This window comes from [Clostridium] citroniae WAL-17108, from assembly GCF_000233455.1.
In the GTDB taxonomy this organism is placed as follows: Bacteria; Bacillota; Clostridia; order Lachnospirales; family Lachnospiraceae; genus Enterocloster; species Enterocloster citroniae.
Genome location: NZ_JH376420.1, coordinates 1653009 through 1676881 on the forward strand (window position 1 = coordinate 1653009; position 23873 = coordinate 1676881).

Annotated in this window: 23 protein-coding genes and 1 pseudogene; 9 read left to right on the forward strand and 15 right to left on the reverse strand. The window is 50.6% G+C overall.

What is annotated here, in order from left to right:
* Positions 1–11: 11 nt before the first annotated feature.
* The 5 genes from HMPREF9469_RS07495 to HMPREF9469_RS07515 all read right to left on the reverse strand — a co-directional run bounded on the left by HMPREF9469_RS07495 (position 12) and on the right by HMPREF9469_RS07515 (position 4774).
* The gene (locus tag HMPREF9469_RS07495; RefSeq protein WP_007860635.1) at positions 12–1298 is read right to left on the reverse strand and encodes an MFS transporter; all 1287 of its coding nucleotides are present in this window, start codon (positions 1296–1298) and stop codon (positions 12–14) included.
* A 102-nt stretch (positions 1299–1400) separates the two neighbouring features.
* Complete coding sequence (locus HMPREF9469_RS07500) at positions 1401–2447, reverse strand: LacI family DNA-binding transcriptional regulator (protein ID WP_007860636.1); 1047 nt, start codon at positions 2445–2447, stop codon at positions 1401–1403.
* Positions 2448–2616: 169 nt separating this feature from the next.
* Positions 2617–3378, reverse strand: coding sequence for an imidazole glycerol phosphate synthase subunit HisF (gene hisF / locus HMPREF9469_RS07505; RefSeq protein WP_007860638.1), 762 nt, complete (start codon positions 3376–3378; stop codon positions 2617–2619).
* Positions 3379–3406: 28 nt separating this feature from the next.
* Positions 3407–4012, reverse strand: a complete 606-nt coding sequence (hisH, locus tag HMPREF9469_RS07510; protein WP_007860640.1) for an imidazole glycerol phosphate synthase subunit HisH — start codon at positions 4010–4012, stop codon at positions 3407–3409.
* Positions 4013–4111: 99 nt separating this feature from the next.
* Complete coding sequence (locus HMPREF9469_RS07515; RefSeq protein ID WP_007860642.1) at positions 4112–4774, reverse strand: hypothetical protein; 663 nt, start codon at positions 4772–4774, stop codon at positions 4112–4114.
* Positions 4775–4928: 154 nt separating this feature from the next.
* On the opposite strand from HMPREF9469_RS07515, the gene HMPREF9469_RS07520 reads away from it, so the two are divergent.
* Positions 4929–6782 carry an ABC-ATPase domain-containing protein gene (locus tag HMPREF9469_RS07520; RefSeq protein ID WP_007860645.1) on the forward strand — a complete coding sequence of 618 codons (1854 nt, stop codon included), beginning with the start codon at positions 4929–4931 and terminating at the stop codon, positions 6780–6782.
* Positions 6783–6833: 51 nt separating this feature from the next.
* On the opposite strand, the gene HMPREF9469_RS07525 is transcribed toward HMPREF9469_RS07520, so the two are convergent.
* The 3 genes from HMPREF9469_RS07525 to HMPREF9469_RS07535 form a co-directional block, all read right to left on the reverse strand.
* The gene (locus HMPREF9469_RS07525; protein WP_007860647.1) at positions 6834–8156 is read right to left on the reverse strand and encodes an MATE family efflux transporter; all 1323 of its coding nucleotides are present in this window, start codon (positions 8154–8156) and stop codon (positions 6834–6836) included.
* 168 nt (positions 8157–8324) lie between these two features.
* The gene (locus HMPREF9469_RS07530) at positions 8325–9347 is read right to left on the reverse strand and encodes an aldo/keto reductase (RefSeq protein WP_007860649.1); all 1023 of its coding nucleotides are present in this window, start codon (positions 9345–9347) and stop codon (positions 8325–8327) included.
* A gap of 138 nt (positions 9348–9485) precedes the next feature.
* A complete protein-coding gene (locus tag HMPREF9469_RS07535; protein WP_007860651.1) occupies positions 9486–9731 on the reverse strand; it encodes a hypothetical protein in 246 nt (81 codons plus the stop codon).
* A gap of 196 nt (positions 9732–9927) precedes the next feature.
* Between HMPREF9469_RS07535 and HMPREF9469_RS07540 the strand changes: the two genes are divergently transcribed.
* The 5 genes from HMPREF9469_RS07540 (at position 9928) to HMPREF9469_RS07560 (ending at position 13760) form a co-directional block, all read left to right on the forward strand.
* Positions 9928–10353, forward strand: a complete 426-nt coding sequence (locus HMPREF9469_RS07540) for an acyl-CoA thioesterase (protein WP_007860653.1) — start codon at positions 9928–9930, stop codon at positions 10351–10353.
* A gap of 21 nt (positions 10354–10374) precedes the next feature.
* Entirely contained in the window at positions 10375–11508 is a 1134-nt protein-coding gene (locus tag HMPREF9469_RS07545) for a ComEC/Rec2 family competence protein (RefSeq protein ID WP_007860654.1), read from the forward strand.
* A gap of 57 nt (positions 11509–11565) precedes the next feature.
* Positions 11566–11778, forward strand: coding sequence for a DUF3006 domain-containing protein (locus tag HMPREF9469_RS07550; protein WP_007860655.1), 213 nt, complete (start codon positions 11566–11568; stop codon positions 11776–11778).
* Between the two features lie 86 nt (positions 11779–11864).
* The gene (gene asnA / locus HMPREF9469_RS07555) at positions 11865–12872 is read left to right on the forward strand and encodes an aspartate--ammonia ligase (RefSeq protein ID WP_007860656.1); all 1008 of its coding nucleotides are present in this window, start codon (positions 11865–11867) and stop codon (positions 12870–12872) included.
* A gap of 231 nt (positions 12873–13103) precedes the next feature.
* Positions 13104–13760: a trimeric intracellular cation channel family protein gene (locus HMPREF9469_RS07560; RefSeq protein WP_007860657.1), complete on the forward strand. Its 657-nt coding sequence runs from the start codon at positions 13104–13106 to the stop codon at positions 13758–13760.
* A gap of 39 nt (positions 13761–13799) precedes the next feature.
* On the opposite strand, the gene HMPREF9469_RS07565 is transcribed toward HMPREF9469_RS07560, so the two are convergent.
* The gene (locus tag HMPREF9469_RS07565; RefSeq protein WP_322746752.1) at positions 13800–14642 is read right to left on the reverse strand and encodes a class I SAM-dependent methyltransferase; all 843 of its coding nucleotides are present in this window, start codon (positions 14640–14642) and stop codon (positions 13800–13802) included.
* Between the two features lie 371 nt (positions 14643–15013).
* On the reverse strand, positions 15014–16687 hold the full coding sequence (locus HMPREF9469_RS07570) for a Na/Pi cotransporter family protein (RefSeq protein WP_007860666.1): 1674 nt from the start codon (positions 16685–16687) through the stop codon (positions 15014–15016).
* Positions 16688–17221: 534 nt separating this feature from the next.
* On the opposite strand from HMPREF9469_RS07570, the gene HMPREF9469_RS07575 reads away from it, so the two are divergent.
* From HMPREF9469_RS07575 to HMPREF9469_RS07585, 3 genes and pseudogenes are all read left to right on the forward strand, one after another.
* Positions 17222–17845 carry a hypothetical protein gene (locus HMPREF9469_RS07575; RefSeq protein WP_007860668.1) on the forward strand — a complete coding sequence of 208 codons (624 nt, stop codon included), beginning with the start codon at positions 17222–17224 and terminating at the stop codon, positions 17843–17845.
* 68 nt (positions 17846–17913) lie between these two features.
* A pseudogene (locus tag HMPREF9469_RS07580) lies at positions 17914–18123 on the forward strand (LysR family transcriptional regulator); the annotation flags it as partial.
* A 148-nt stretch (positions 18124–18271) separates the two neighbouring features.
* On the forward strand, positions 18272–18502 hold the full coding sequence (locus HMPREF9469_RS07585) for a hypothetical protein (protein ID WP_007860669.1): 231 nt from the start codon (positions 18272–18274) through the stop codon (positions 18500–18502).
* Positions 18503–18618: 116 nt separating this feature from the next.
* On the opposite strand, the gene HMPREF9469_RS07590 is transcribed toward HMPREF9469_RS07585, so the two are convergent.
* The 5 genes from HMPREF9469_RS07590 to rbsK all read right to left on the reverse strand — a co-directional run bounded on the left by HMPREF9469_RS07590 (position 18619) and on the right by rbsK (position 23843).
* Positions 18619–19593, reverse strand: coding sequence for an ABC transporter permease (locus HMPREF9469_RS07590; RefSeq protein ID WP_007860673.1), 975 nt, complete (start codon positions 19591–19593; stop codon positions 18619–18621).
* Between the two features lie 16 nt (positions 19594–19609).
* Positions 19610–21118 (reverse strand): sugar ABC transporter ATP-binding protein, encoded by a 1509-nt coding sequence (locus tag HMPREF9469_RS07595; protein ID WP_040415151.1) that lies wholly within the window; start codon positions 21116–21118, stop codon positions 19610–19612.
* A gap of 73 nt (positions 21119–21191) precedes the next feature.
* Positions 21192–22319 (reverse strand): substrate-binding domain-containing protein, encoded by a 1128-nt coding sequence (locus tag HMPREF9469_RS07600; protein ID WP_007860677.1) that lies wholly within the window; start codon positions 22317–22319, stop codon positions 21192–21194.
* Positions 22320–22456: 137 nt separating this feature from the next.
* Positions 22457–22900: an RbsD/FucU family protein gene (locus HMPREF9469_RS07605; RefSeq protein WP_007860678.1), complete on the reverse strand. Its 444-nt coding sequence runs from the start codon at positions 22898–22900 to the stop codon at positions 22457–22459.
* 19 nt (positions 22901–22919) lie between these two features.
* Entirely contained in the window at positions 22920–23843 is a 924-nt protein-coding gene (rbsK, locus tag HMPREF9469_RS07610; protein WP_007860679.1) for a ribokinase, read from the reverse strand.
* Positions 23844–23873: the final 30 nt, after the last annotated feature.

The following is a 23873-nucleotide window of genomic DNA, read 5'->3' on the forward strand; positions in this document are numbered from 1 at the left end:
TGGTTTTTTATTTAGTTTTCAACATATCCCGGATATCCCGGACGGGTTTCCACCCACAAGGGGTTCTTTTTGCTGGTGGCTATGCAGCCAAAAAGTAATAGCAGCAGCGAGATCCCTGCAAACACCAGCAGGACGATCCGGTAAGAACCAGCGTAATCATACACAAAGTTTAACATCGGCGAACCGATCGCATTTCCCACCGTGCGGAAAATAACAGAATAGCTCATAAACTTTGCAAATTCCCGGAATCCGAACACTTCTTTCATAAACAGCGGGAGGATCGTAAAAAGAAGGATCGCAGCCCCCATGAGGAATCCGGCAACCGTTGCGAGAACCGGAGTCGCCGGGGATACGGTGAGCAGCAGGGCGATGGTTCCCAGGTAGGACAATACACAGGCCACGGTAGCCGGCCGGATCCCCCATCTGTCGATCACCTGTCCCAATGGGATCAGAAGAACCAGGGAGCCGATGCTCATGATCCCCACCGCATTGCTGATCGCGGCGGCATCCAGGCCAATATCCGTAAGCTGGGCGGAAAAAATACCAACCACCGGATATACAATGATGCCGGTGATAAAACACCAGGCGTACGCGCTGTAAAGCTTAATATTTTTCATGGACGTATTAAAATCCGCGCCAGGAAGCTTTGAAGGGTCATCCTCCTCTACTTCATCAGACTGTTCCCCGCCCTGGGGAGTCCCCCATGCGTGAAGGCCCTTTTCGCTGGGATGGCTGCGGATTACCGCATATGCGATGACAGCCACCACCAGCATAACCGCCATGGTGTAAAGCATTGACCGCCTCCAGCCGTAATGGCTGATCCAGTAAGCAATGATCTTGGCATTAAAAAATCCTGCAATATTTCCACACCCGAAAATAACGGAAATCACGGTAGCGCTTTTCTTGGCAAACCAGTTATTTACAATACTTCCCGCTGTAACCTGGCTGGAAAGAGGCCAGATCAGAGCTGAAAAGGCACCTCCAAGGAACAAAAGAGGCACACTGTGTGCAACTGCGTAGCAAACAGCCGATAACGCGGCGCAAAGCAGCCCCATGGTTGCCAGTTCCCGCAGGCCAAACCTTTTTTGGGCCTTGACATACAAGAAGTAGGCAATTGCAGATATGATTTCGTGAATGGTCTGGTGCAATGAGTATGTACCCCGGGAAATATGAAGATCTTCTACGATAGGCACCATATACATGCTGAAAGGATTACTGAACAGATAGATAGCCGGAATAACCAGGCAATATGCTGCCGCAACAGCAAATGCATAATGGAATCTTCCTTTTGTTTGCATAAAAACGATCCTCCTTAATTATTTTAGTAGAAACTGCGGTTCCGGAACGCAGATCTTATTTAAACTTTTTCGGGAACGTTCCCAGAAAAAGCAAAAATAAACCTATAAAAGTAATCTTCTGACAGAATTTCCTTTTGTCAGGGAGTAGGACATGTACACATCTTTATATTCAAGAGTGTCATCCTCAATGACCTCGATCATCAGTTCAGCAATACGTTTTCCGTAGTCATAATCAGGCAAATGGACAGAGGTAATGGAATCAACGCCGCTTTGGTTGATCTCAAGACCTCCTTCAATGGTAACAAGGGAATAGTCCTTTCCCAAAACCTTTTCATGCTTTGCAAAGGCCCCCAGTACTGTGCGGGTGTCAATTGACTCATCGGCAAAAACAGCCGTAAAATCACCAGACCTATAGGTATGGTAAATGGCTTCCTGCAATTTAGATGTTTTCGCAGAATATCCGGTATCTTCATAGGGATTATAAAACTGACAATGCACCTCACCAGAAATGGAAAGGCTTCCGGCCGCATCCTTAAGCGCAGCTTCCCTGCGGCTGAGAAGAAGCTTGTTATTGTCACGGTATATCATTAAGATCCGGCGATGACCATATTCAAGAAGTAAGTGAAACAGGTCATAGCTGTAATTATAGTTGCCCAGATACACCCTGAATCCCTTATCAGAAAGGATCCGGTCACCGGTATAGACAACATTGCGGAACTTGGTTGCAGCATTTTTAATCTGATCCTCTAGGCTGTCCGTTGCACCCAGGGTGATCAAACCGTTAATTCTTTTTTCAGCAAGATATGTCATATATTTGGGCGTGTTAATGCCATTAAAATTATCATAGTCATCATGTACCAGAAACAGGTCATACCCCTGCTGCTGCAGCACATCTGCAACTCCCGCAAAACGGGTGCACAGTGAGGGGTCACGGAACATCATGCCTCCAAGGGAAAGTACTCCGATCACATTGCTGGAATTTCCCCTCAGGCCGCGGGCCATATAATTAGGACGGTACCCCATCTCCTTAACAGCGTCCATAACCTTCTGATAAGAAGCCTGTCCAACCGCATTGCCGTTGAGCACGCGGGATACCGTACTTTTAGACACTCCTGCACGCTTCGCCACATCCCAGATTGAAAAGTCCATATATAATCTCCTTCGGATCAAACAGAATCATTTTGGGAACGTTCCCAAAATCACTATATCAAATTACCACGTAAATGTCAATGAGGAAATATGGATGAAAAACATCCCATAAAAATACCGGCGGGCAGAACCCGCCGGTGAACCCCATCCCTCACTTGTCACAATGCTCTCACAACCGCACACATATCCCTTTTCCCGCCAGATACTCCTTCAGATCCCCTATCTCCAGTTCTTTGTAATGAAACAGGGAGGCGGCCAGGGCTGCATCTGCTTTTCCCTTTGTCAGCGTATCATAGAAATGCTCCATTGTCCCGGCCCCCCCTGAGGCAATGACGGGAACTGAGACATTTTCAGCGATCAGGGCAGTGAGTTCATTGTCATACCCCCCTTTGGTGCCGTCACAGTCCATGCTGGTGAGAAGGATCTCCCCGGCTCCCAGGCGGTCCGCCTCCATGGCCCATTCCACTGCGTCAATGCCCACATCCACCCGTCCGCCGTGTTTGTATATGTTCCAACCGGATCCGTCTTTCCTGCGCCGGGCGTCAATGGCCACCACCACGCACTGACGGCCGAACTTGTCCGCCGCATCGCTGATCAGCCGCGGGCGGTCGATAGCCGAGGAGTTGATGGAAATTTTGTCCGCCCCTTCCCGAAGGAGCATGCGGAAATCCTCCACTGTGCGGATCCCTCCTCCCACCGTAAATGGAATGAACACGGTCTCAGCCACCCTGCGCACCATATCCACCACGGTCCCCCGGTTGTCTGAGGAAGCGGTGATATCCAGGAATACAAGCTCATCCGCCCCGGCCTTGTCATAGGCCGCAGCGATCTCCACCGGATCACCTGCATCCCTGAGATTCACAAAATTTACGCCTTTTACAACACGTCCGTTATTCACATCCAGACATGGGATAATTCTCTTTGTAAACATAGCTCTCTCCTATCATTTTCAGATACACCTAAACTTCGAGAAAATTCTTCAAAATAGACAGACCCACCTGGCTGCTCTTTTCCGGATGGAACTGGCAGGCAAATACATGTTCCTTTTCCACAGCCGCGTGTATATGAGTGCTGTATTCCGTGGAAGCAGCCACAACACGCTCGTCATCGGCTTTCAGATAATAGGAATGGACAAAATACACATAGGCGCCATTGTCAATCCCCCGAAACAGCTTTGCGCCTGGTTTGATGTCCAGGGAATTCCATCCCATGTGGGGTATCTTAAGCCCCGGAGTATCCGGGATCCGCAGAATGCGCCCAGGAAGGATTCCAAGGCCTTCCACGCCCTCACTCTCCTCGCTGCTCTCAAACAAAAGCTGCAGTCCCAGACAGATGCCCAAAAAGGGAGTGCCCTTATCCACTGTCTCCCGGATGACATCCACCAGTCCATACTGGCGAAGGCGGGACATGGCGTCCCCAAAGGAGCCGACCCCGGGCAGTATGACCCGGTCCGCTTCCAGTATGGACTTCCTGTCCCTGGTGATCACCGGTGCCTCTCCCAGGGATATCAGTGCTTTTTCTACGCTGCGCAGATTCCCTGCGTCATAATCGATAATCCCAATCATATTCTCAAACCTCGTTCCCTATGATTTAACATTTTAGCATGGTAACGTAATAAAGGCAACAGGTTTTTACACCCATTTCACACCGGATGTCCTGAACTGTTACCATTTTAATATAAAATCCACACTGTTGCACCCAATCCCAAGGGCCCTCTCCCCCACTTCCCCGGGAATCTGGTAAAGGCTTTCGTGGATCCTGAAAAACCTGGCTTTCTGGTTAAAAAAAGCAATTTTCTCAAAGGGCCACCTGATCACCGTGGGGGTCTTAAACCCCTCTCCCAGTTCCAGTATCACCAGGTTCCGGTTCAGGGTGCCTGTCTGCCATCTCTTATAGGCTTCCCAGCGGGGAAGATATCCCTCCTCTATATACCGGCCCGCCTCCAGGGTATTCCCTGTCAGGGGCGCGCCGCAGTGGGGACAGACGTCCCCGGGGACTTCCCCCTCCTCCCATATGTCCTTGGTACACGCGGCAGAACACTGGCGCCAGTGGATATTTCCGCAGGGAGCCACCACCCGGCCGCTGTCAAACCCTGTGTCATAGACGGCTCCGTCCGTCACAGTGGTGACCACATAATAGTCCTTATCCTTTACCAGTTCACATAACCTGCCATAGGCCTCCTTTAGCCGGGTCTGCCCCGGGTCATCCAGCCTGCGTTCCCTTATATCCCGGCCGTCTCCGGCCAGCTTCCATTCATTGCCGATTCCGATGAGCACTTTATCCGCACCTGCCAGTGCATCCAGTATTTCCTGTTTTTGCTGGTCCATTCGATTCATCCCCTTTTATTTCACTATGGTTTCCTGCCGTATCATGGAAATCATCATACCACAAACAATCCCTTTCTTCAATGTCACATCCTGTTGCATTTTCCTGTACCCTGCTATAAAATGGAATGGACTAAATGCGAGGAGACGATCCACTATGAAATCATCAACAGATCTACAGAGGCTCTTGGAGTCCATTGACCGCAGAAGCTACCCCGCCTATAAGGATGCCAGGGGTTCCTATGATTTTAATGACTATGTACTTTCCATTGACCACGTACAGGGAGATCCCTTTGCTTCCCCTTCTAAATTAAGCGTATGGATCCCCCATGAGAAGGCAGGATATCCGGCAGAATATTTTGACACGCCTTGGAAGCAGACTGCCCTGGAAGATTATATGGTAAGGCAGTTTTACCAGGGAATTGCAACGTTTAATTTTAAGGCAAAGGGTTCCGGCAAAAGCGGTCTTATCACCACCAGCCGGCCCGGCCCGGAGATACTGAGCCGCACGGCCTGCGAATGCGGCCCAAAGGGCATTACCGCCCGCTTTGAGGCCGGTTTCCCTGCCAACGGCAGGACCATTAATTCAGGGGAGCTGATCAAGATCCTTTTTGACTTCCTGCCCCGCTGCGTAAAACATGTATTCTACTTTAAAAACAGAAAGCCGGAGGAGGTGCTGTCCGTGATCCATCTGGCAGAGGACCAGCAGTTCATACGCCGTGAGCTTGAGCGCCTGGATCTGGTCTCCTTTGTGGCGGACAAGGCCGTGCTTCCCAGGGAAAGCGGTATTTCCAGCAGGCCCATGAAGGGCAGCGTTCCCTTTTCCTCCCCTCAGTCCCTTCGGACAGAGCTGGACCTGCCTCACCATGGCAGGCTTACAGGCATGGGGCTGAGGCGGGGCATCACCCTGATCGTAGGCGGCGGATACCACGGCAAGTCCACCCTGTTAAAGGCCCTGGAGGCCGGCGTCTACAACCATGTTGCAGGAGATGGACGGGAATATGTGATCACGGACAGCACTGCCATGAAGCTCAGGGCAGAGGACGGCAGGAGCATACAGAACACCGACATTTCCCTGTTCATCAATGACCTTCCCAACAAAAAGAATACCAAGTGCTTCTCCACTGAGGATGCCAGCGGAAGTACGTCCCAGGCAGCTGCGGTGATCGAGGGAATAGAAGCGGGAAGCCGGGCATTCCTGATCGATGAGGACACATCCGCCACCAACTTCATGGTGCGGGATGACCTGATGCAAAAGATCATCAGCCGCTCCAAGGAACCCATCACGCCTTTTATTGAACGGGCCAGGGATCTGTATGAGAATGCCGGCATCTCCACCATCATGGTGGCGGGCAGTTCCGGCGCTTACTTTTACATTGCGGACACTATCATACAGATGGATTGTTACGAGCCATTGGATATTACGGACAAGACCAAGGCTTTCTGCGCCTCTTACGGCGCTGAGCCAATTACCCGCGCCCCGGGTTTTGCCCTTCCCGCCAGGGGAAGGAAGCTTCAGACCGGGACATCCACATCCGGCCTATCCAATTCCGGCCTGTCCGCTTCCGGCCGTTCGGGTCAGTCCCAAAATGCGCAGCCTGAAGAACATGGTAAGGGCGGTTACCGCCAGGGAGGATCTTATGGACGCGGAAGAGGCGGACGGGATGGAGCCCGGGGCGGTTACGGCAGTCAGGGCGGCCGCGAGGAGCGGATCAAAGTCAAGGTTTACGGCAAGGACTCCCTTCAGGTGGGGAAGTCTCCTGTTGACCTGCGTTTCGTGGAGCAGCTGATCGACCCGGAGCAGACCAATGCCCTGGCGCAGATGCTGCGCTACTGTGTGGAGCACCAGCTGCTGGAGCGCTATACCGTGGCTGACACGGTTACCCTGTTGGAAAAGGAAATAAAAAAGGGAGGCATCACCGCTGTCAGCGACACCTCCTATGCTGCCTGCGGCCTGTGCATGCCCAGAACCCAGGAAATCTTTGCATGTATCAACCGGTACCGGGGATAAGCCGGTTCCTATGGAAGACTTATTCCAAGGACGTCCCGGTTTTGGCTCCGCCTATCCTGCGGGCAGTTCCCTTGTGTATCTGCGGATCAGGGAAATGACCAGGACCGCTACCGCTGCCTCTGTGATCACCATGGCAAACCACAGTGAATCAGGGCCCGCGGCAATGGGCAGCAGGCAGATCATAATTCCGCTGAGGATCAGCCCTCTCAGAACCGATACCAGGAATGAGACTCCCGGCTTCATAAGCGCCTGAAAATAATAGGTGGAAAAAACATTGAGAGGAAGCAGCAGGAAGGAGATCCCATAACTCCTCAATATAAAGGGCGCAATGCGGTATATCTCATCTGTGGGCGCCATGAAAATGCGGATAAACCCGTTGGGAAATGCAAATACCAGCAGGGTCCAGACAACACTGAAACATGCCACTGAATACAGGGCATATTTCAGTGTTTCTTTTATCCTGTCCCATTTTCCCGCCCCAAAACAGATGGAAAAGATCGGCTGTGACGCCTGGCCCACGCTGTACGCACAGCACTGGACAATGGTGCTGATATTAACGATCACGCCATATACGGATAGTGCACTGCCTCCCAGGTATTTCATAATCTGACGGTTAAAGAGCATGGTCAGGATTCCCATGGCCACATCAATAAAAAAGGTGGAAAAGCCCGTCACTATGATCCTGCGGCATTTTCCCCAAAACAGGCTGGGCCTCACCAGTCTCATAGTGTTCTTTTTTGTGAAGAAATGTGAGATCATCCCGGCAAAGGTGATGCCGGCTCCGGCCGCGGTGGCAAGTCCGGCTCCCATGATCCCCATGCCAAACACAAATACAAACAAATAATCCCCAATGATATTAAATATACCCCCTGACAATACAGCGGCGGCGGCCAGGCCGGGATTGCCGTCATTGCGCAGAAAGGCCGCCAGCATCTGGTTAAACAGAAACAGGGGCACCACAAACTTAATGGGATAAAGGTACTCCCTGGCCAGGGGCAGCAACGTCTCCTCCGCCCCAAACAAATGCAGCATGGGAGTGTCAAAAAACAGGACCATAAGCCAGCTGGCAGCTGCCAAAACCACGGTGATCATCAGGGCAGCCGTAAAATACTCCCCCTCTGTGCGTCTCTCACCCTTTCCTTTTGCAGCGCCAAAAAGCACGGATCCGCCAATGCCGGTCAAAAGCCCCAGGCTGTATATGATATTCCACACAGGAGCCACCACTGCAAGGGCCGCCGTGCCCTCAGGTCCCTGGTACTGCCCCACCATGGCCATATCCACAATGCTGTAAACCGCGCTGATCAATGCGCTGCCAAATGCCGCACCCAGATATTTAAAGTATGTTGTTTTAGTGTTTCCCTGCAATAAATCCATCACTGCGTTCCTCCTTTTGTCACTTTAATGACACAAAAAAAGCCGGACAGGATAACAGGCTTTTCAACCTGTCACCTTATCCAGCTTGCCATTTCCAAACGAATGGCTCACCCTCCGAGTGAACGCTATGCATTATACTAAATCAAATCATAACAGTCAAGAACTTTTTTAATATTCTTTGCCGTCCAGGATCTCCAGATAATCCTTCAGGTTCTTTTCAAGGAGTGTGGGCGTATCCAGCCCGTAGGGACATTTGCCTTTGCACTGGCCGCAGTGGAGGCATTTTTCGATCAGCTTCATCTTTTCCTGCATCTTTGGAGTCAGCTGTGCCTCAGAAGGAGACCTTCTGATCATCAGGGACATCCTGGCACAGTTGTTGATCTCAATGCCCACCGGGCAAGGCATGCAGTAACCGCAGCCCCTGCAGAATTCTCCCTGGAGCTGCTCCCTGTCATGGCGGATCAGCTCCTCCAGCTCCTGTGTCATCACCGGCGGCTCCTGTACATAGGAAAGAAACTCATCCAGTTCGTTCTCCCTCTGGACCCCCCAGATGGGCAGGACATTATCAAACCGGGCCAGGTACACATAAGCAGCCCTGGAATTATTGATCAGTCCTCCGGACAGGGCTTTCATGGCGATAAATCCCATGTTTGCTTTCCTGCACTTTTCCACCAGCTCTATATCCTTGTCAGTGGCAAGGTAACAGAACGGGAACTGCAGCGTCTCATAAAGGCCGGAATCAATGGCTTCATTGGCCACAGACAGCCTGTGGTTTGTAATGCCGATATGTTTTACCTTTCCCTGTGCCTTGGCCTCCAGCATGGCTTCATAGAGGCCGGTGCCGTCACCTGGGCGAGGACAGAAGGAAGGATTATGGAACTGGTATATATCCACATGGTCTGTCTTCAGGTTGTCCAGAGAGATCTCCAGATCTTCCCAGAATCCCTCCACTGTGGTGGACATGGTCTTGGTAGCCACTATCACCTTGTCCCGGATTCCCTCCAGGGCAATCCCCACCTTTTTCTCGCTGTCCGAATAACACCGGGCCGTATCAAAAAAGTTGATGCCCCCTTCATATGCCTTTCTGATCAGACAGACAGCATCTTCATCTGATATACGCTGAATGGGAAGGGCGCCAAAACCGTTCTTGTTCACCGTAATGCCCGTGCTTCCCAAAGTCACTTCCACCATCACCTGTACCTCCACCGAGAATTTTTCTCTATTTTATCATAGAAATCATGGGGTATACAAGTGCGGAATGCTGTGTTTTCACATTTATACACAGCTTTCGGGAAACAGCGGACAAATATGCTTTAAGCAGTTACGCTTTTAAGCAGTCAGGCTCTCCTCCGTTCCCCCCGCGATCATCTCTTTTAAATCGTCCATGGTCATATCCCGCTCCCGCAGCATTTCATTGACCACCTTAAACTCCTCCAGCTGGATCTGATCTTCCAGGGCTTTTTCACGCTCCCTCATTGTCTCCAGACAGTTCTCATACTGTGCAATGGAATTCTGCACCTCCGCCAGTTCTCCCTGCAGCTTTTCAATCGGTGTTTTTCTTACTCCCCGTGCCATAATCGCGCGCTCCTTTACTGAATTTAATTTTTCAGGCCGTTTGTTTCTTTCACCGGCCATTTATTACCATTATATGTCAGCTTATCCAAAAATATACGGCTTGTTTCACTGGGAAATGTCAAATTTTCAGGGACTTTACGAAATCCAGGGCCTGGGGTATACTAATCAGTAGCATTTGAACGCACAGGAGGTACCAATGTTTAAAGACTACGAGCACCACGCAAACTATTATGAGACAGACCAGATGGGCTGTGTCCACCATTCCAATTTCATCCGTTGGATGGAGGAGGCCCGGATCGATATGATGGAGCAGATGGGCTGCGGATACCGCTCCATGGAAGAGGCCGGGATCATGAGCCCGGTTCTGGAGATCAGCTGCCAATACAGGACCATGGTGCATTTTGACGACCATATCCTCATACGGGTAAGGATGAAAGCTTATAACGCCATCCGCATGACCCTCTCATACGAGATGCGGGACAAGGCTACAGGCGAACTCCGGGCCGCGGGTGAGAGCAGCCACTGCTTCCTTAACAGGGAGGGGCATCCCGTCTCCCTGAAACGGACCTATCCCACATGGGATGAGGCTTTTCAAAAGGCCATGGCCACACAGAATATTTAACTGACAGAAAGGCAGACTGAAATGATCGCACAAAAAAAACATATCCGAATACTGATAATATGTTTACTCACTGCAATAGCCCTTCTCCTGGGAGGGTGTTCCTCCGGTCTTTCCCAGTCCTCCGGCCCGCCCGGATCCCAGGCCCTTGCAGCGTCAGGCTCTGAGGGACAGGACTTAAGGGTCCATTTTATTGACGTGGGGCAAGGGGACAGCATATTGGTCCAGTCGGACGGGCATTTCATGCTCATTGACGCAGGGGAAAACAACCAGGCGGACACCGTCATCCGGTATCTGCAGCAGGCCGGGGTCACTGAGCTGGACTATGTGATCGGAACCCATCCCCATTCCGACCACATCGGTGGCCTGGACAAGGTGATCGGCCAATTTACTGTGAAAAAAGTCATCCTGCCCCCTGTGGAGCACACATCCAGGACCTTTGAGGACCTGCTGGATTCCATTTCCAATAAGGGGCTTAAGATCACCAAGCCGGTTCCGGGCACTTCCTATTCCCTGGGCGCAGCCGCCTTCACCATTGTGGCTCCTGCAGCGGATTACGGAAATGACCTGAACAACTGGTCCGTGGGCATCCGCCTGACCTATGGGGATAACAGCTTCCTCATGTGCGGCGATGCGGAAAAGGATGCTGAGGAGGATATGGTAAACAGCGGCGCGGTGCTGTCTGCCGATGTGCTGAAAGCGGGTCACCATGGCAGCAGCACCTCCACCAGCGATGCATTTTTTAAAAAGGTATCCCCCAGCTATGTGGTGATCCAATGCGGCAAGGACAACTCCTACGGTCATCCCCACAAAGAGACCATGGAAAAGCTGGAACAGGCCGGATGCCGCATTTTCCGCACCGATAAGCAGGGAACCATCATTGCGGACAGCGATGGAAGCAAGATCACCTGGACAACCATATCGGGACAGATTGGAACGGAGCAGACCGGGGCGGGACAGACCGGGACCGGGCAGACCGGGGCGGGACAGACCGGGACCGGGCAGACGTACATACTCAATACCAACACAAAGAAATTCCATGTGCCGGAGTGCTCCTCAGTGAGCCAGATCCGGGACGGAAACCGCCGGGAGGTCACCTCCACCCGCGATGAACTGACAGAGGCGGGCTACGCTCCCTGTAAGCAGTGCAATCCATAGTGATCTTAACCCGCAGTGATCTTAGACCAAACATAATATATGAGAAAGGGGTTTTTTATGAAATACATTATCGACCGCCTGGAGGAAGAAATGGCTGTGTGTGAAAATGAGTCCAGGGAAATGATCCCCATTCCCCTAAAGGAGCTCCCTCCCGGGGCACAAGAGGGGGATGTGATCCTGGAACAGGAGGGCGTCTTCTGCGTGGATGCAGGTGCAACCGAAAAACGGCGCAGGCAAATGCGCAGGAAACTTATGGATCTATATGAGTAATGTTTTTTATTTTTTACTCTTGCGCCTTTTTCCTATTAATGATACCATAAGAAAATACGCTAATCGATTATTTGGAGGTTTGTTAAATGGAACTCATTTTACCTGAACACTATGACCCCCGGCTTAGTATCCGGGAGACACAGGACGCAATCAAATACATACGTGATACATTCCAGAAAGAGATGGGACGGGAAATGCACCTGGAGCGTATCTCCGCCCCCCTTTTTGTGGAACGCAGCAGCGGTCTCAATGACAACCTAAACGGTACGGAGCGTCCCGTGGCATTTGATATGCTGGGACTGCCCGGGGAAACCCTGGAGGTAGTGCACTCCCTTGCCAAGTGGAAACGTATGGCATTAAAGGAATACGGCTTTCAGCCGGGCGAAGGCCTTTATACCAACATGAACGCCATCCGAAGGGATGAGGAGCTGGATAATCTCCACTCCTGCTATGTGGACCAGTGGGACTGGGAGCGGGTAATCACCAAGGAACAAAGGACCCTGGACACCCTGATGGAAACAGTCCGCGAGATATTTAAGATCATCAAGCACATGCAGCATGAAGTATGGTACAAATATCCGGAAGCCGTAAAGCACCTTCCAAAGGAGATCTTTTTTATCACTACCCGGGAACTGGAGGATCTGTATCCGGACCGTACGCCCAAGGAACGGGAGAACCTGATCACCAGGGAACACGGATGTGTCTTCCTTATGCAGATCGGCGACAAGTTAAAGGGCGGGGAACCCCATGACGGCCGCGCGCCTGACTATGATGACTGGAGCCTGAACGGCGACATCCTGTTCTGGTTCGACCACCTCCAGTGCGCGCTGGAGATTTCCAGCATGGGAATCCGTGTGGATGAAAAAGCCCTGGAGCAACAGCTTAAAAAGGCCGGCTGCGAGGACCGCCGTACCCTTCCATACCACCAGATGCTTTTAAACGGGGAACTTCCCTACACCATCGGCGGCGGTATCGGACAGTCCCGTCTGTGCATGCTTTTGCTGGACCGCGCCCACATCGGAGAGGTCCAGGCCAGCATCTGGCCCGGTGAAATGCGGGAAACATGCAGGGAACATAATATTTTCCTTTTATAATACCTGTTCAAACTGATTTCTGTATCAAGACCATCCCGGACCGGGACTGCGATTTCCCCGGTGCGGGATGTTTTTATTATATATTTCCGTTTCACTGGATTTTCCTTCAAATGCCTGTTGACATCCGGCCATTTCTAATATAGCATACATATGGGTTAAATTACGGAGGAGAAATGCCGCATATCCGGGTATATACCGATATCCCTTTGATGCGGCAGAACGGAGAATCTTATGGAATTTCATGTTTCAATCTTTTTTATCATTGAGGTGATCGGCACCATTGCATTTGCCTCATCAGGCGCCATGGTTGCCATTAAGCAGCAGCTGGATCTGCTTGGCGTGGTGGTCCTGGGCGTCACCACTGCGGTGGGCGGCGGAATGATGCGGGATATCATACTGGGAAATGTCCCTCCCAGCCTGTTTATGAATCCCGTCTATGTCCTCACAGCATTCATTACGGTCCTGGTACTGTTCATTGTTGTACGCCTGAACCAAAAGATACTGGAAAGCCGCTACATTGCGGCATATGAAAAAATGATGAATATCTTTGATGCCATTGGTCTGGCCGCCTTCACTGTAACGGGCATTGATACCGCGGTACTGGCGGGATATGAGGACTATCATTTCCTGTCCGTGTTCCTGGGTGTGCTCACCGGGGTCGGAGGCGGGGTGCTCAGGGATATCATGGCCGGGCAGACCCCCTACATCCTGCGCAAACACGTGTACGCCAGCGCTTCCATTGCCGGCGCCCTGTGCTATGTGTTCCTAAGTGACTGGCTGACCGGGGATGCGTCCATGATCGTTGGCGCCCTGGTGGTCATCCTCATACGTCTGCTGGCCACCCGATACTGCTGGAACCTGCCCACCGCCACCAGGAAGCAGAAATAAAAATGGATCATATTGCTGTACCCTTTAATCACAGGCCGGTCATCCGGCCTGTTTTTCTATGAGTATGGCAATGGTGGGACCATCCTCCCTGCAAGGGCTTCCCGCCACATCCCCCAGCACTCCACATACCCCAAAACCGGCTTCCCCGGCTTCCCTGACCAACATTTCCTTTGTAAAATATGTGTTCCACAGGCAGTATGCCTTTGTTTCCCTCTCTCCGATCACAGTAACCTGCTCCAGTGTCACATGGTCCGTACAGCGGTATTTCCCCGTCAACGCTATATATCCCTCCTTTTTCCAGAAGCCCCCCTTTGGACAGGTTTCCCATGTCTGCAGTTCCTCAAAGCGCCTATAGCTTTCCATTGAAAAGACATCCAGCAGCACCTTTCCCCCTGGCCTTAGATGGTTATACAGGTTTCTTAAAAGAGTTCTCCTTTCGTGATCCGGCAGCACCCCGTAATCACAGTATATCATCACAGCCGCATCAAAGGTTTCCTCCAGTTCCATGGCCAGATAGTTCTGGCAATAATAGGTGATATCCAATCCCTGACTTGCCGCTGAATCCCTGGCGTATTGAACGGACCGCCTGGAAAGATCCATACCAGTTGTCCCATATCCCATTTTGGCAAACCGTTCCGTGTACAGCCCAGGACCGCAGCCCACATCGAGAATACGGGGATACTTTGCAGGGGGCATTATTTCCCCGATCCACGCTGCCGACCGTTGGATAAATTCCAGCTTCCTACTTGCCCCTTCAAAATCCGGAGCAAGATGGGCTTTTAGCATCTCCCCGGAAATGTGCTCATCATCCCAGAATGCCGCCTCTGTCTTTTGGTAAAGGTCCGGCCTGTCTAAAAACTGTATCATGTGTTTGTACATCATCCATCCTCCTTGCAATCATTTTTAAACGGTACACGTTTATTGACCTGGAAATAATAAAACCGCAGATTTTACTCCGCGGTTTTCTTTCCAGGTCAATGAAAGTGTGAGCAGAGTAAAATCAAATACCGGGTACAAAAACAGAACTGTCAGAACAGCTGCCTTTGATCCGATCCAATTGATTTTATCCGCTCTTTTCCAGTCACACCCATGCCACTGATTCTGTGTCATCTGATATGCCGGACCTTCATCACCTTTTTCTTTTTGTTACGTTTGTTTTATGGTACTATCTTACACCGCCCGGCCTTCCCGGTCAACCGTCTTTTCAGGTTCCCGGCCCTATGCCGCTCTGTTTAGAACCTGTACCTCCCGTCCTATGATGCAATTGCGGCCGCAGCCGTCTGTCCCCCGTCACCGGGACGCTCAATAGCGGCATATGCCTGGGCAATGTTGAGCATATGGTCACCGATCCTCTCATAATCGGTAAGCATCTCGGAATACAGAATGGAGGATTCCACATTGCAGTTTCCTTCACGCATCCGGTCAATCTGATTCTGGCGGAACTTCAGGGTGATATCATCAATCCTCTGCTCGATCTCCTCCGCCATGGAAAGCCTGAACTCGGGGTCACCGTCCGCTGCCCTGCGCAGGATGCCCATTCCCTCCCTGCAGGTTTCTTCCATGGTCTTAAACTCCTTCTGGGCATATCCGGAAAATGATAACCCTTTCTGCTCAATGGTCTCGGCATATTCCGCCAGGTTCATGGCATGGTCCCCGATACGCTCAATATTGCCCAGGATCGTATACATACGGTTCAGGGTGTCCACATCCTTGGGCGTCTGGTCCAAAACAAGTATCTTGGATATCTTTTTGGAGATCCTCACATTGCTCAGGTCGATCTCCTCTTCCCTTTCCTCAATGGGATGGATCCCATCATTTCCAGGCCCGTTGGCCACTGCCATAAAACTCTCCGACACATTCACCGCAGCTGTATCCAGCATCTGGGTGATCTCATCATGGATCTGGCTGATGGCAATGGTGGAAACACCCAGATGGTGCTTGGATGCCATAAGGTCCTCAAACCACCTGTCCGCATCCTTTACCGGTACCTGTTTGTCAGGAAGAAGGGCGATGGCGATCTTCTCAAGCATAGAGCCGAAGGGAAGAAGGATCAGGGTGGTGCTTATATTGAATATGGTATGGACATTGGCGATCTGGGCCACAGGATTATCCGGGGTCAGGCCTGCCACAAAGTCTGTAAACGGAGTGAGGATACAGAGCGTCACAAAGAGTGCGGTTCCGATCACATTAAACATCAGGTGGATCAGGGTGGTCCGCTTCGCATTCCTGCTTGTTCCCACTGAAGCCAGCAGCGCCGTGATACAGGTACCGATGTTCTGGCCAAAGAGCACGAACACGGCACTGTGCAGGTTGATCACGCCGCCCATGGCCAATGCCTGGAGGATACCAACGGATGCGGATGAGGACTGTATGATGGCTGTGAATACAGCGCCCACAAGGATCCCCAGAAGCGGGTTGGAGAATTTAGTCACCATATGGATAAAGGTCTGGGAATCACGCAGAGGAACCATTGCATCGCTCATCATTCCCATTCCGATGAACAGCACACCGATACCGGCCACGATCCCGCCCACATGCTGTACCTTCTTATTCTTTACAAAGATCAAAAGCATAACGCCCACAAAGGCGATCAAGGGGGCCAGGGCGCCTATGTCCAGGGCGATCAGCTGTCCGGTGATGGTGGTTCCCACATTGGCGCCCATGATGATCCATACAGCCTGTTTCAGGGTCATAAGCCCAGAGTTAACAAAACCCACTGTCATGACCGTGGTGGCTGAGGATGACTGGATCAGGGCCGTGATTCCCGCGCCTACCAGCACTCCCAAAAAACGGTTGGCTGTAAGCCGTTCCAAAATCTGCTTCATCCGGTTTCCTGCCACTGCTTCCAGATTGGTACTCATCATCTGCATACCATACATAAACAGCGCAAGGCCGCCAAGCAGGCTTAAAACCAATTCTACTCCCATGTGTTTTCTCCTTTTGTCTTAAGGGATTCAAGGTTTCCCTATATTATCATTTTTTGGATATTATCTGTCCTTATTCCCTAAAAATGCGCAAAAATATGGCATAGCCCGCCATCTTACGTACAAGATCGCAGGTTATGCCAGTTTTTTTACATGCTTGCGGCATCCTTCAAATCGGGCGAACTCCATGATAATCTGTAGCCTCTTTTCCTATTATTTACTTCATCTTAACATTTCTTTTACACATACTCATTATACGGGATATTTCATATATCGTCAATATAGATTCCCGCCCCGAATGTAAAGTCTATGTAAATTATGTGTAAAATTTTATTCGCCCATACAGATATTTACAATTATGCAATACTCCTTGATTTTTATAATATCCGTTTATTGATAATATTGTGTTTCTTACATTTTCCAAACCATTCTTAAGACTTCCAATTATGGTGGAATTCCTTCAGTCCCTGTGATAAAATCCTGAGTATACTACTACTTTTACCAATGAACCATTTTTTATTCAGGAGGAGCAATTAAGTGAAAAAAATAAAGACAGCCATTGGCCTTTTCGTCCTATCCTTATCCCTTTGGGCCTGCAGCCCTTCCGGCAAAAAGCCTGATATGTACATAGAAAAGGCAGCCCTGACCACGCAGGAGCTGAATATGGCAAAATTACTGGGCGCCGGGGACTCTCCCGCCATATACGATTTTAAGCTGGACGATACGGTGCAGACCATCCAGTTTAACACATATGAGCTGGACCAGGGCCAGTGGCGGCTGATGTCCGGAGGGGGAGGCCATCAATTCTCCGATGACACCGGGCGTCTGGCCTTTGATTTTCAGGACCTGTCAGAGGGACTTAGGACCGCGTTCCAGAGCAAGGGCGGCAGCGGAGCCACGGCTCACAGCTCAGTTCCCGCCGAGAAGTCCGATGGCATGAGCGCCGCCACATCCTTTCTGAACGGACTGACCCAGGTGGACTATGAGGAGGAGATCCCCCTTGCAGTTCAGATCATAACCTCACAGAGCACTGTCTTATCCTATGATGTGGATCACTATTTTACGCCTGAACAGTATGATTCAAAGGGATATGAGCATGTCTATGCCCTTACGGTGCGTTTCAGCCAGAAGCCCCTTTCCCAGCTGGACCAGCAGCCCTAAAGCCAGGATTCAGGATGCCATGAGACGGAATACGGCCTCATATATCTTATTGGCAATATAGGATGTGTGCCACGCTTTTTAACCTTTTGATCGGGCTCAACGGCTACACCATCTGCAGCGGCATCCTGAACCGCAACTTAAACGGGGACTCCATCATCGCCGTTCCCCCGGAGACAGAGGAATCCATGGAAATAGGGTGGATATCCAACCCCAAACTCCATCTCAGCGGATTTGCACAGCGATATTTAAAGGAGCTTTATAAGCTGACCCGGCAGTGAATGGTCCCTGCCGGCACAGGGACCGCATAAAATATGGAAAATATTTCATCCCATGCTGTTTAATCATCCCAATTCCTGTTTATCATTTATATATAAGGAAATGAAACAGAAAACCTCAATTTTTTCATGAAAGGATGATGAAAATAATATGGGACGAAGCTATCATTTATCCAAAGAGCTCAAGCCGGAGCAGGCAACGGAGATTCTCCAGGAACTGTGCCACATCCCCGACCTAAAACAAGCCCAGTTCACCAAGGAACTGGACTATCTGAACGTGGAAACAAAGGACCAGGAATACTATCATGTGATGTCCCGGGCCGTGAATATCTTCAGCCAGAAGGCTGACGGGTGCAATCTGTCCTTTTCAAAATTCGTATGACTGCCTTGTGTCTGAAAAACGTATAAAAAAAGGAGGCTGCAAACTAGGTCTGCAGCCTTCTTATACAGCCGTCCTGTGCAGTCTCCCGGAAGATCTCCCGGAAAGTCTCCTGCCCTCTAAGCTTTTTTCCTGTTCTTTACCATATCCATTGTAACAGCAAACACGATCAGCACACCGCTGGTGATTTCCAGCACATGCGTATTTAATCCAAACTGTACGCCTGCGTTATTGATCAATACCATAAGGATAGTGCCCAGCAGCGTACCGCTGACAGCACCCCGGCCGCCTGACAGTGACGCGCCGCCGATTACAGCTGCCGCAATGGCGTTCATATCATAGCCTTCGCCTCCGGTGGGAAGCGCGCTCTGCACACGCGCTGCCAGCATGATGCCTGCGATTCCATAGAGCAGTCCTGCAAATGCATACACGGAGTAAAACATTTTCCTGACCTTTATACCGCTTAACTTGGCAACCTCAACGCCGCTTCCGATCACATACAGGTTTCGTCCAAATACCGTGTATCGCAGGATCAGGAATACAACCAAAGCCACTACCGCCCATATAATGGCCAATGCGGGCAGCAAGCCAAAAAAGCTGTTATTGCCCATGTTCAGGATTCTCTCGTCCAGCCCGCTGACTGTCAGCGCTTTGCTTATGATCTTTACAATACCCCTGATAATGGTGGACATGCCCAGGGTAGCGATCATGGGAGGCACTTTAAAGTCATAGACAATAATACCGTTTGCCAGTCCGGCTCCGATGGAAAACATGACCGCTATGATCAGCGTCAGATAGAAGTTCATCCCCGTATCGCGCTGAAGCAATGCCAATACCATACAGGAAAGGCCGGTGATGGCGCCGCCGCTGATATCAATGCCTCCTGTGGTGATGATCATGGTCTGGGCCACTGCCAGAACGCCAATGATGGCACACTGCTTCATCAGGTTTGTAATGTTGTAAACACTAAAGAAATTATCTGTACACACGGACGTTATCACAAATAAAGCCACTATAATGACTCCCAGCGTGAATTCCGTCTGCTGGAATACGCTGGTAAGTGAACTGCCCTTTCCAACCTTTGCCTTATCCATAAAACCCCTCCTATGTCTAGCCTTCAATGGACGCCCTGCGCAGGACATCTTCTTCCCTCAAGGTCTTTAATTCTTCTTTATCAAACTCTCCTGTAATCTTTCCCTGAGCCATTACGATCAAACGGTCCGCCAGGCCCATGACCTCAGGCAGATAAGAAGATATGAGAATGATGCTCCGGCCCTGCTCCGTCAGTTTTTCCATCAGCTTATAGATCTCTTCCTTTGCTCCCACATCCACACCCACAGTGGGTTCGTCAAAGATAAGAAGGTCAGGGTCACGGCACAACAGCTTTGCAATAACCACCTTTTGCTGGTTTCCGCCGGACAGATTGCCTACCAGCTGCAAAATATTAGGTGTTTTTACATTCACACGTTTGGAATAGTCCTCCGCCCTTTCACTTTCCTTTTTCAGGGAAATGATTCCCTTTTTGCTGATCATATCATAAGAGTTCATATTGATATTGGTCTTTATGGACAGCTGGAGCGCCAGCCCGTCCGTGCGCCTGTCCTCTGTGAGGAAGCAGATCCCATGATGCATGGCATCGCTGGGGTTCTTGATATTGACTTTCTTTCCTTTGACATATACATCTCCTGTCAGGCGCCGCTCCACGCCGCACAGGGCCCGCATGATCTCGCTGCGCCCGGCTCCCACCAGGCCCACAAATCCCAGGATCTCCCCTTTATGTACAGTGAAATTAATATGTTCAAAATGAGAACTGTCGCTGAAATTTTCTACCCGCAGGACTTCCTCCCCCGGTTCCTGGCGCTTTATATTGTATATATCAGACATTTCGCGGCCTACCATCATGGTGATCAATGAATCCTTGGTCACCTCGCCGACCGGTTTTGTATCCACATACGTGCCGTCCTTCAGCACGGTCACGCTGTCACAGATATCCATGATCTCTTCCAGACGATGGGAAATATAAATGATGCTGACACCATTTTCCTTTAATTCTTTGATAAAGCGGAACAGGACTTCCACCTTTTCATTCTCCAGTAAGGCGGTGGGCTCATCAAAGATCACCACCCGGATATCATTGTTTACCGAGATCTTACTGATGGTCACCATGGCCTGCATGGCGATGGGAAGGTTCCTGATCTTATCCTTTGGATCCACATTCATTTCAAACTTGTCAATGATCTTTTTGCTGTTTTCCGCCATCTGTTTCCAGTCAACTGCTCCCAGCTTTGTCTTCGGCTGCCTTCCAAGATAATAATTTTCCGCAATGCTCAGGTCAGGAGCAATATTGACATGCTGGTAATTGGCGTATACGCCATGGCTTTGTGCCTCCAGCGCGCTTGTATTCACCACCCACTGACCGTTATAATTCATGGAAATGCGGCCTTTGTCCGGCTTTTCAACTCCCATGATACATTTGATCAGGGTGGATTTCCCGGCTCCGTTCTCACCTACCAGTGCACGGACCTCGCCTTTTTTAATCTCAAAGCTGACATCATTTAATGCCGTAACGCCGGGGTAGAACTTACTGATGTGTTCAATCTTTAAAATCGTTTCCTGCATCGACTTATCCCCTTTTATAAAAAGGAGGCAGTTGGACAACGGCCTCCTTTTACCAGTAACGAACGTTTATCAATTACTTTTTGAGACGTGTGGGATCGAGGAGATCCTGCATTTCCTTATCATTCATATTGCTGCTGGTAATGATAACAGGAGGACAATTCACCTGCTTGACGGACTCAGGATTTGATCCATTAATTAACGTCTGAATGGCATTTTCCATACACTTATAGCCCTGTGCATAAGCATCCTGTACAATGATGGCATCCAGGGAGCCGTTCTTAAGAGCATTGATCTCCGTGTCATCAGAGTCAACTGCCACGGAAACGATCCTGTCTCCGATGCCGGCTGCCTGTACTGCCAGACACACGCCGTCACCTGTGATGTTGTTGCCGGAATACATACCGATCAGGTCAGATCCAAAGGTGGAGATAATGTTCTCCGCATTGGCCTGGGATGTCTCTACCACATTGCCGTTATAATATGTATCAGTCAGGGTCAGGTCGGGCGCATTGGCGGCCATATAGTCACGGAAACTCTGGATCCTGTGGTTCAGCGCTTCGTTCTCAACATTCATGTTGATACCGATGGTCCCTTTTGTCTTATCCATGCTTTTTGCATCCATGGCCTCCAAAAATGCCTGGGCCGCCATCTCGCCAATGGTATCGTTGGAGCAATAATAGAACTGGTTGTAGTCTTCTTCATGAGCCCCATCATCCCCAACGCCCAGTCCGCAGTTTACAAAGTTCAGGACTATGCCGTTCTGGGTTGCTTCCTTTGCCTTTGGAACAGTTGCATCAATTGCCAATGTAGCCGTGACAATGGCATCTGGTTTCTTTGCAATACACTGTTCAAATGCTGTTACATAATCCTCTGTCTGGCTCTCCTCTGCCGGTCCTACGGTGGAGAAGTCGATCTTTACCCCTTCCTTTTCCTCCATATCCTTCATGGCATTCTCAATGCCGATCCCAACATAGGTCCAGAACTGGGATGCAGTGGAGGGAGTCAGATAAACAATACTGTACGTCTTTCCTTCCGCCGTCTCAGGAGCCTGCGTACCCTCCGGCTTGGCTTCCTCTGCTTTCGCCGCTGCCGGTACTGCCGTGGTGGGCGCCGCTTCCTTTTTTGCGCAGGCAGCAAGGGAACATACCATGGTTCCCGCCAACAGGGCCGCTGTCAATTTCTTTGCTAAACCTTTCTTCATAACTTAGATCCTCCTTCTCTTATAAACAATAGTCCCCCGGTTGCACCCGGCGCCAAGCCTCTTCCCTGCAGACGCTTGGCGCATGGATACTTTGCCCTGACCGGCCGGATCATTCCGGCCCGGCATTGTCAAAGCACCTATAAAACTCCCTTTTGTAAAATAAAGCATCCGTAAGGCTGACGCTCGCTGGTACACACAGTCACATAAGCCTTCCCGGCTTTTTCATAGAACTTAGTGCGCTCGATCTCTCCCACGATCTTGGGCGCATATCCGTTCCTCACCACTGCTTCCACGGCATCATCCCACACCTTGGGCCGGTCCATGGAAACACCGGCGTCCTGATCCGGCACCATATACTCCACCGGATGCTCACAGTAATCCACATCCAAAGGCATCAGCTTGAGAATATCCTCGATCATCTCAGCGGCGGTGTTGCCCTTGGCCTGGATGCTGACGCCTCCCGGCGTTTTGGTGATGGGTGGATAGAAGTCGTCCGCAATGATGATCAGATCCCCATGCCCCATATCAGCCAATGCTTTTAACAGATCCGATCCAATTCTTGTAGGTATTCCTTTCAACATAACACATTTCCTCCTTCTGCTATTGTGTACTCTGTAAAAATGCATCTATCTCTTCCCGGGAAGGCATGGATGGGGTGGTCCCCAGCTTCTGCACGGACAGTGCCGCCAAACCATTGGCAAAGCGCACCGCCTCCCAGATATCCTTTCCCTCGGCCAGCGCTGCCAGCAGGCCTCCGTTAAAGGCATCCCCGGCCCCTGTGGTGTCAACCGCATCCACCTTAAACGCGGGCACGATCTCCTCCCTGCCGTCCGAAGAAACAAATACTCCCCTTGAGCCAAGGGTTATGAGCACCTTTTGCACACCCTTGTCATAAAAATACGCTGCCGCCTTTTTGGCAGACTGGAGATCCGATACCGGGATGCCTGTCAGCTCCTCCGCCTCCACCTCATTGGGGGTGACCATATATGCCTTGGACAGGAAATCATCTGTCACCGGCGAGTAGGGAGCCGTGTTCACGATCACCTTGCACCCATACCGGTTGGCCATATCCACCACCATCTCATTGGCGTCCTGGTTTACTTCCAGCTGTAGAAGCACGTATTCGGATTCCTTTATAACATTCTCAATGCTTTTGATCTCTTCGTCTGTTATGGTGTTGCATGCTCCCGGTACTATGATGATCTCATTCTGGCTGGTATTCTCATCCACCAGGATCAGGGCAATTCCCGTCTCCCTGTCATCTGAGACAAAGATATGTTCTTTATCCATCCCCAAATCCGTCATGGTATCCAGCGCAACATTGGCAAAGCTGTCCCTTCCCACCTTGGTTATCATGACCACTTCCGCCCCCGCCTTGTGGGCGGCCACACACTGGTTAAATCCCTTTCCTCCCGGTCCCATCTTGAACATGGAACCTTTTACCGTCTCCCCCGGTACCGGAAGATGGGGACTCCTGGCCATCAGATCAACTACAAAACTGCCAAATACAGCAACCTTACTCATTTTATTTTCCTCCTTATGAACACTTGTCTT

What these genes read in the sequence shown, in the direction of transcription:
- rbsK (WP_007860679.1), bottom strand. Translation starts at nt 23,843, where the DNA reads ATGAGTAAGGTTGCTGTATTTGGCAGTTTTGTAGTTGATCTGATGGCC.
- HMPREF9469_RS07605 (WP_007860678.1), bottom strand. Translation starts at nt 22,900, where the DNA reads ATGTTGAAAGGAATACCTACAAGAATTGGATCGGATCTGTTAAAAGCA.
- HMPREF9469_RS07495 (WP_007860635.1), bottom strand. Translation starts at nt 1,298, where the DNA reads ATGCAAACAAAAGGAAGATTCCATTATGCATTTGCTGTTGCGGCAGCA.
- HMPREF9469_RS07595 (WP_040415151.1), bottom strand. Translation starts at nt 21,118, where the DNA reads ATGCAGGAAACGATTTTAAAGATTGAACACATCAGTAAGTTCTACCCC.
- HMPREF9469_RS07515 (WP_007860642.1), bottom strand. Translation starts at nt 4,774, where the DNA reads ATGGACCAGCAAAAACAGGAAATACTGGATGCACTGGCAGGTGCGGAT.
- HMPREF9469_RS07525 (WP_007860647.1), bottom strand. Translation starts at nt 8,156, where the DNA reads ATGGATTTATTGCAGGGAAACACTAAAACAACATACTTTAAATATCTG.
- HMPREF9469_RS07530 (WP_007860649.1), bottom strand. Translation starts at nt 9,347, where the DNA reads ATGGTGGAAGTGACTTTGGGAAGCACGGGCATTACGGTGAACAAGAAC.
- hisF (WP_007860638.1), bottom strand. Translation starts at nt 3,378, where the DNA reads ATGTTTACAAAGAGAATTATCCCATGTCTGGATGTGAATAACGGACGT.
- HMPREF9469_RS07600 (WP_007860677.1), bottom strand. Translation starts at nt 22,319, where the DNA reads ATGAAGAAAGGTTTAGCAAAGAAATTGACAGCGGCCCTGTTGGCGGGA.
- HMPREF9469_RS07550 (WP_007860655.1), top strand. Translation starts at nt 11,566, where the DNA reads ATGAAATACATTATCGACCGCCTGGAGGAAGAAATGGCTGTGTGTGAA.
- HMPREF9469_RS07500 (WP_007860636.1), bottom strand. Translation starts at nt 2,447, where the DNA reads ATGGACTTTTCAATCTGGGATGTGGCGAAGCGTGCAGGAGTGTCTAAA.
- asnA (WP_007860656.1), top strand. Translation starts at nt 11,865, where the DNA reads ATGGAACTCATTTTACCTGAACACTATGACCCCCGGCTTAGTATCCGG.
- HMPREF9469_RS07585 (WP_007860669.1), top strand. Translation starts at nt 18,272, where the DNA reads ATGGGACGAAGCTATCATTTATCCAAAGAGCTCAAGCCGGAGCAGGCA.
- HMPREF9469_RS07570 (WP_007860666.1), bottom strand. Translation starts at nt 16,687, where the DNA reads ATGGGAGTAGAATTGGTTTTAAGCCTGCTTGGCGGCCTTGCGCTGTTT.
- HMPREF9469_RS07545 (WP_007860654.1), top strand. Translation starts at nt 10,375, where the DNA reads ATGATCGCACAAAAAAAACATATCCGAATACTGATAATATGTTTACTC.
- HMPREF9469_RS07520 (WP_007860645.1), top strand. Translation starts at nt 4,929, where the DNA reads ATGAAATCATCAACAGATCTACAGAGGCTCTTGGAGTCCATTGACCGC.
- HMPREF9469_RS07535 (WP_007860651.1), bottom strand. Translation starts at nt 9,731, where the DNA reads ATGGCACGGGGAGTAAGAAAAACACCGATTGAAAAGCTGCAGGGAGAA.
- HMPREF9469_RS07590 (WP_007860673.1), bottom strand. Translation starts at nt 19,593, where the DNA reads ATGGATAAGGCAAAGGTTGGAAAGGGCAGTTCACTTACCAGCGTATTC.
- HMPREF9469_RS07540 (WP_007860653.1), top strand. Translation starts at nt 9,928, where the DNA reads ATGTTTAAAGACTACGAGCACCACGCAAACTATTATGAGACAGACCAG.
- hisH (WP_007860640.1), bottom strand. Translation starts at nt 4,012, where the DNA reads ATGATTGGGATTATCGATTATGACGCAGGGAATCTGCGCAGCGTAGAA.
- HMPREF9469_RS07565 (WP_322746752.1), bottom strand. Translation starts at nt 14,642, where the DNA reads ATGATGTACAAACACATGATACAGTTTTTAGACAGGCCGGACCTTTAC.
- HMPREF9469_RS07560 (WP_007860657.1), top strand. Translation starts at nt 13,104, where the DNA reads ATGGAATTTCATGTTTCAATCTTTTTTATCATTGAGGTGATCGGCACC.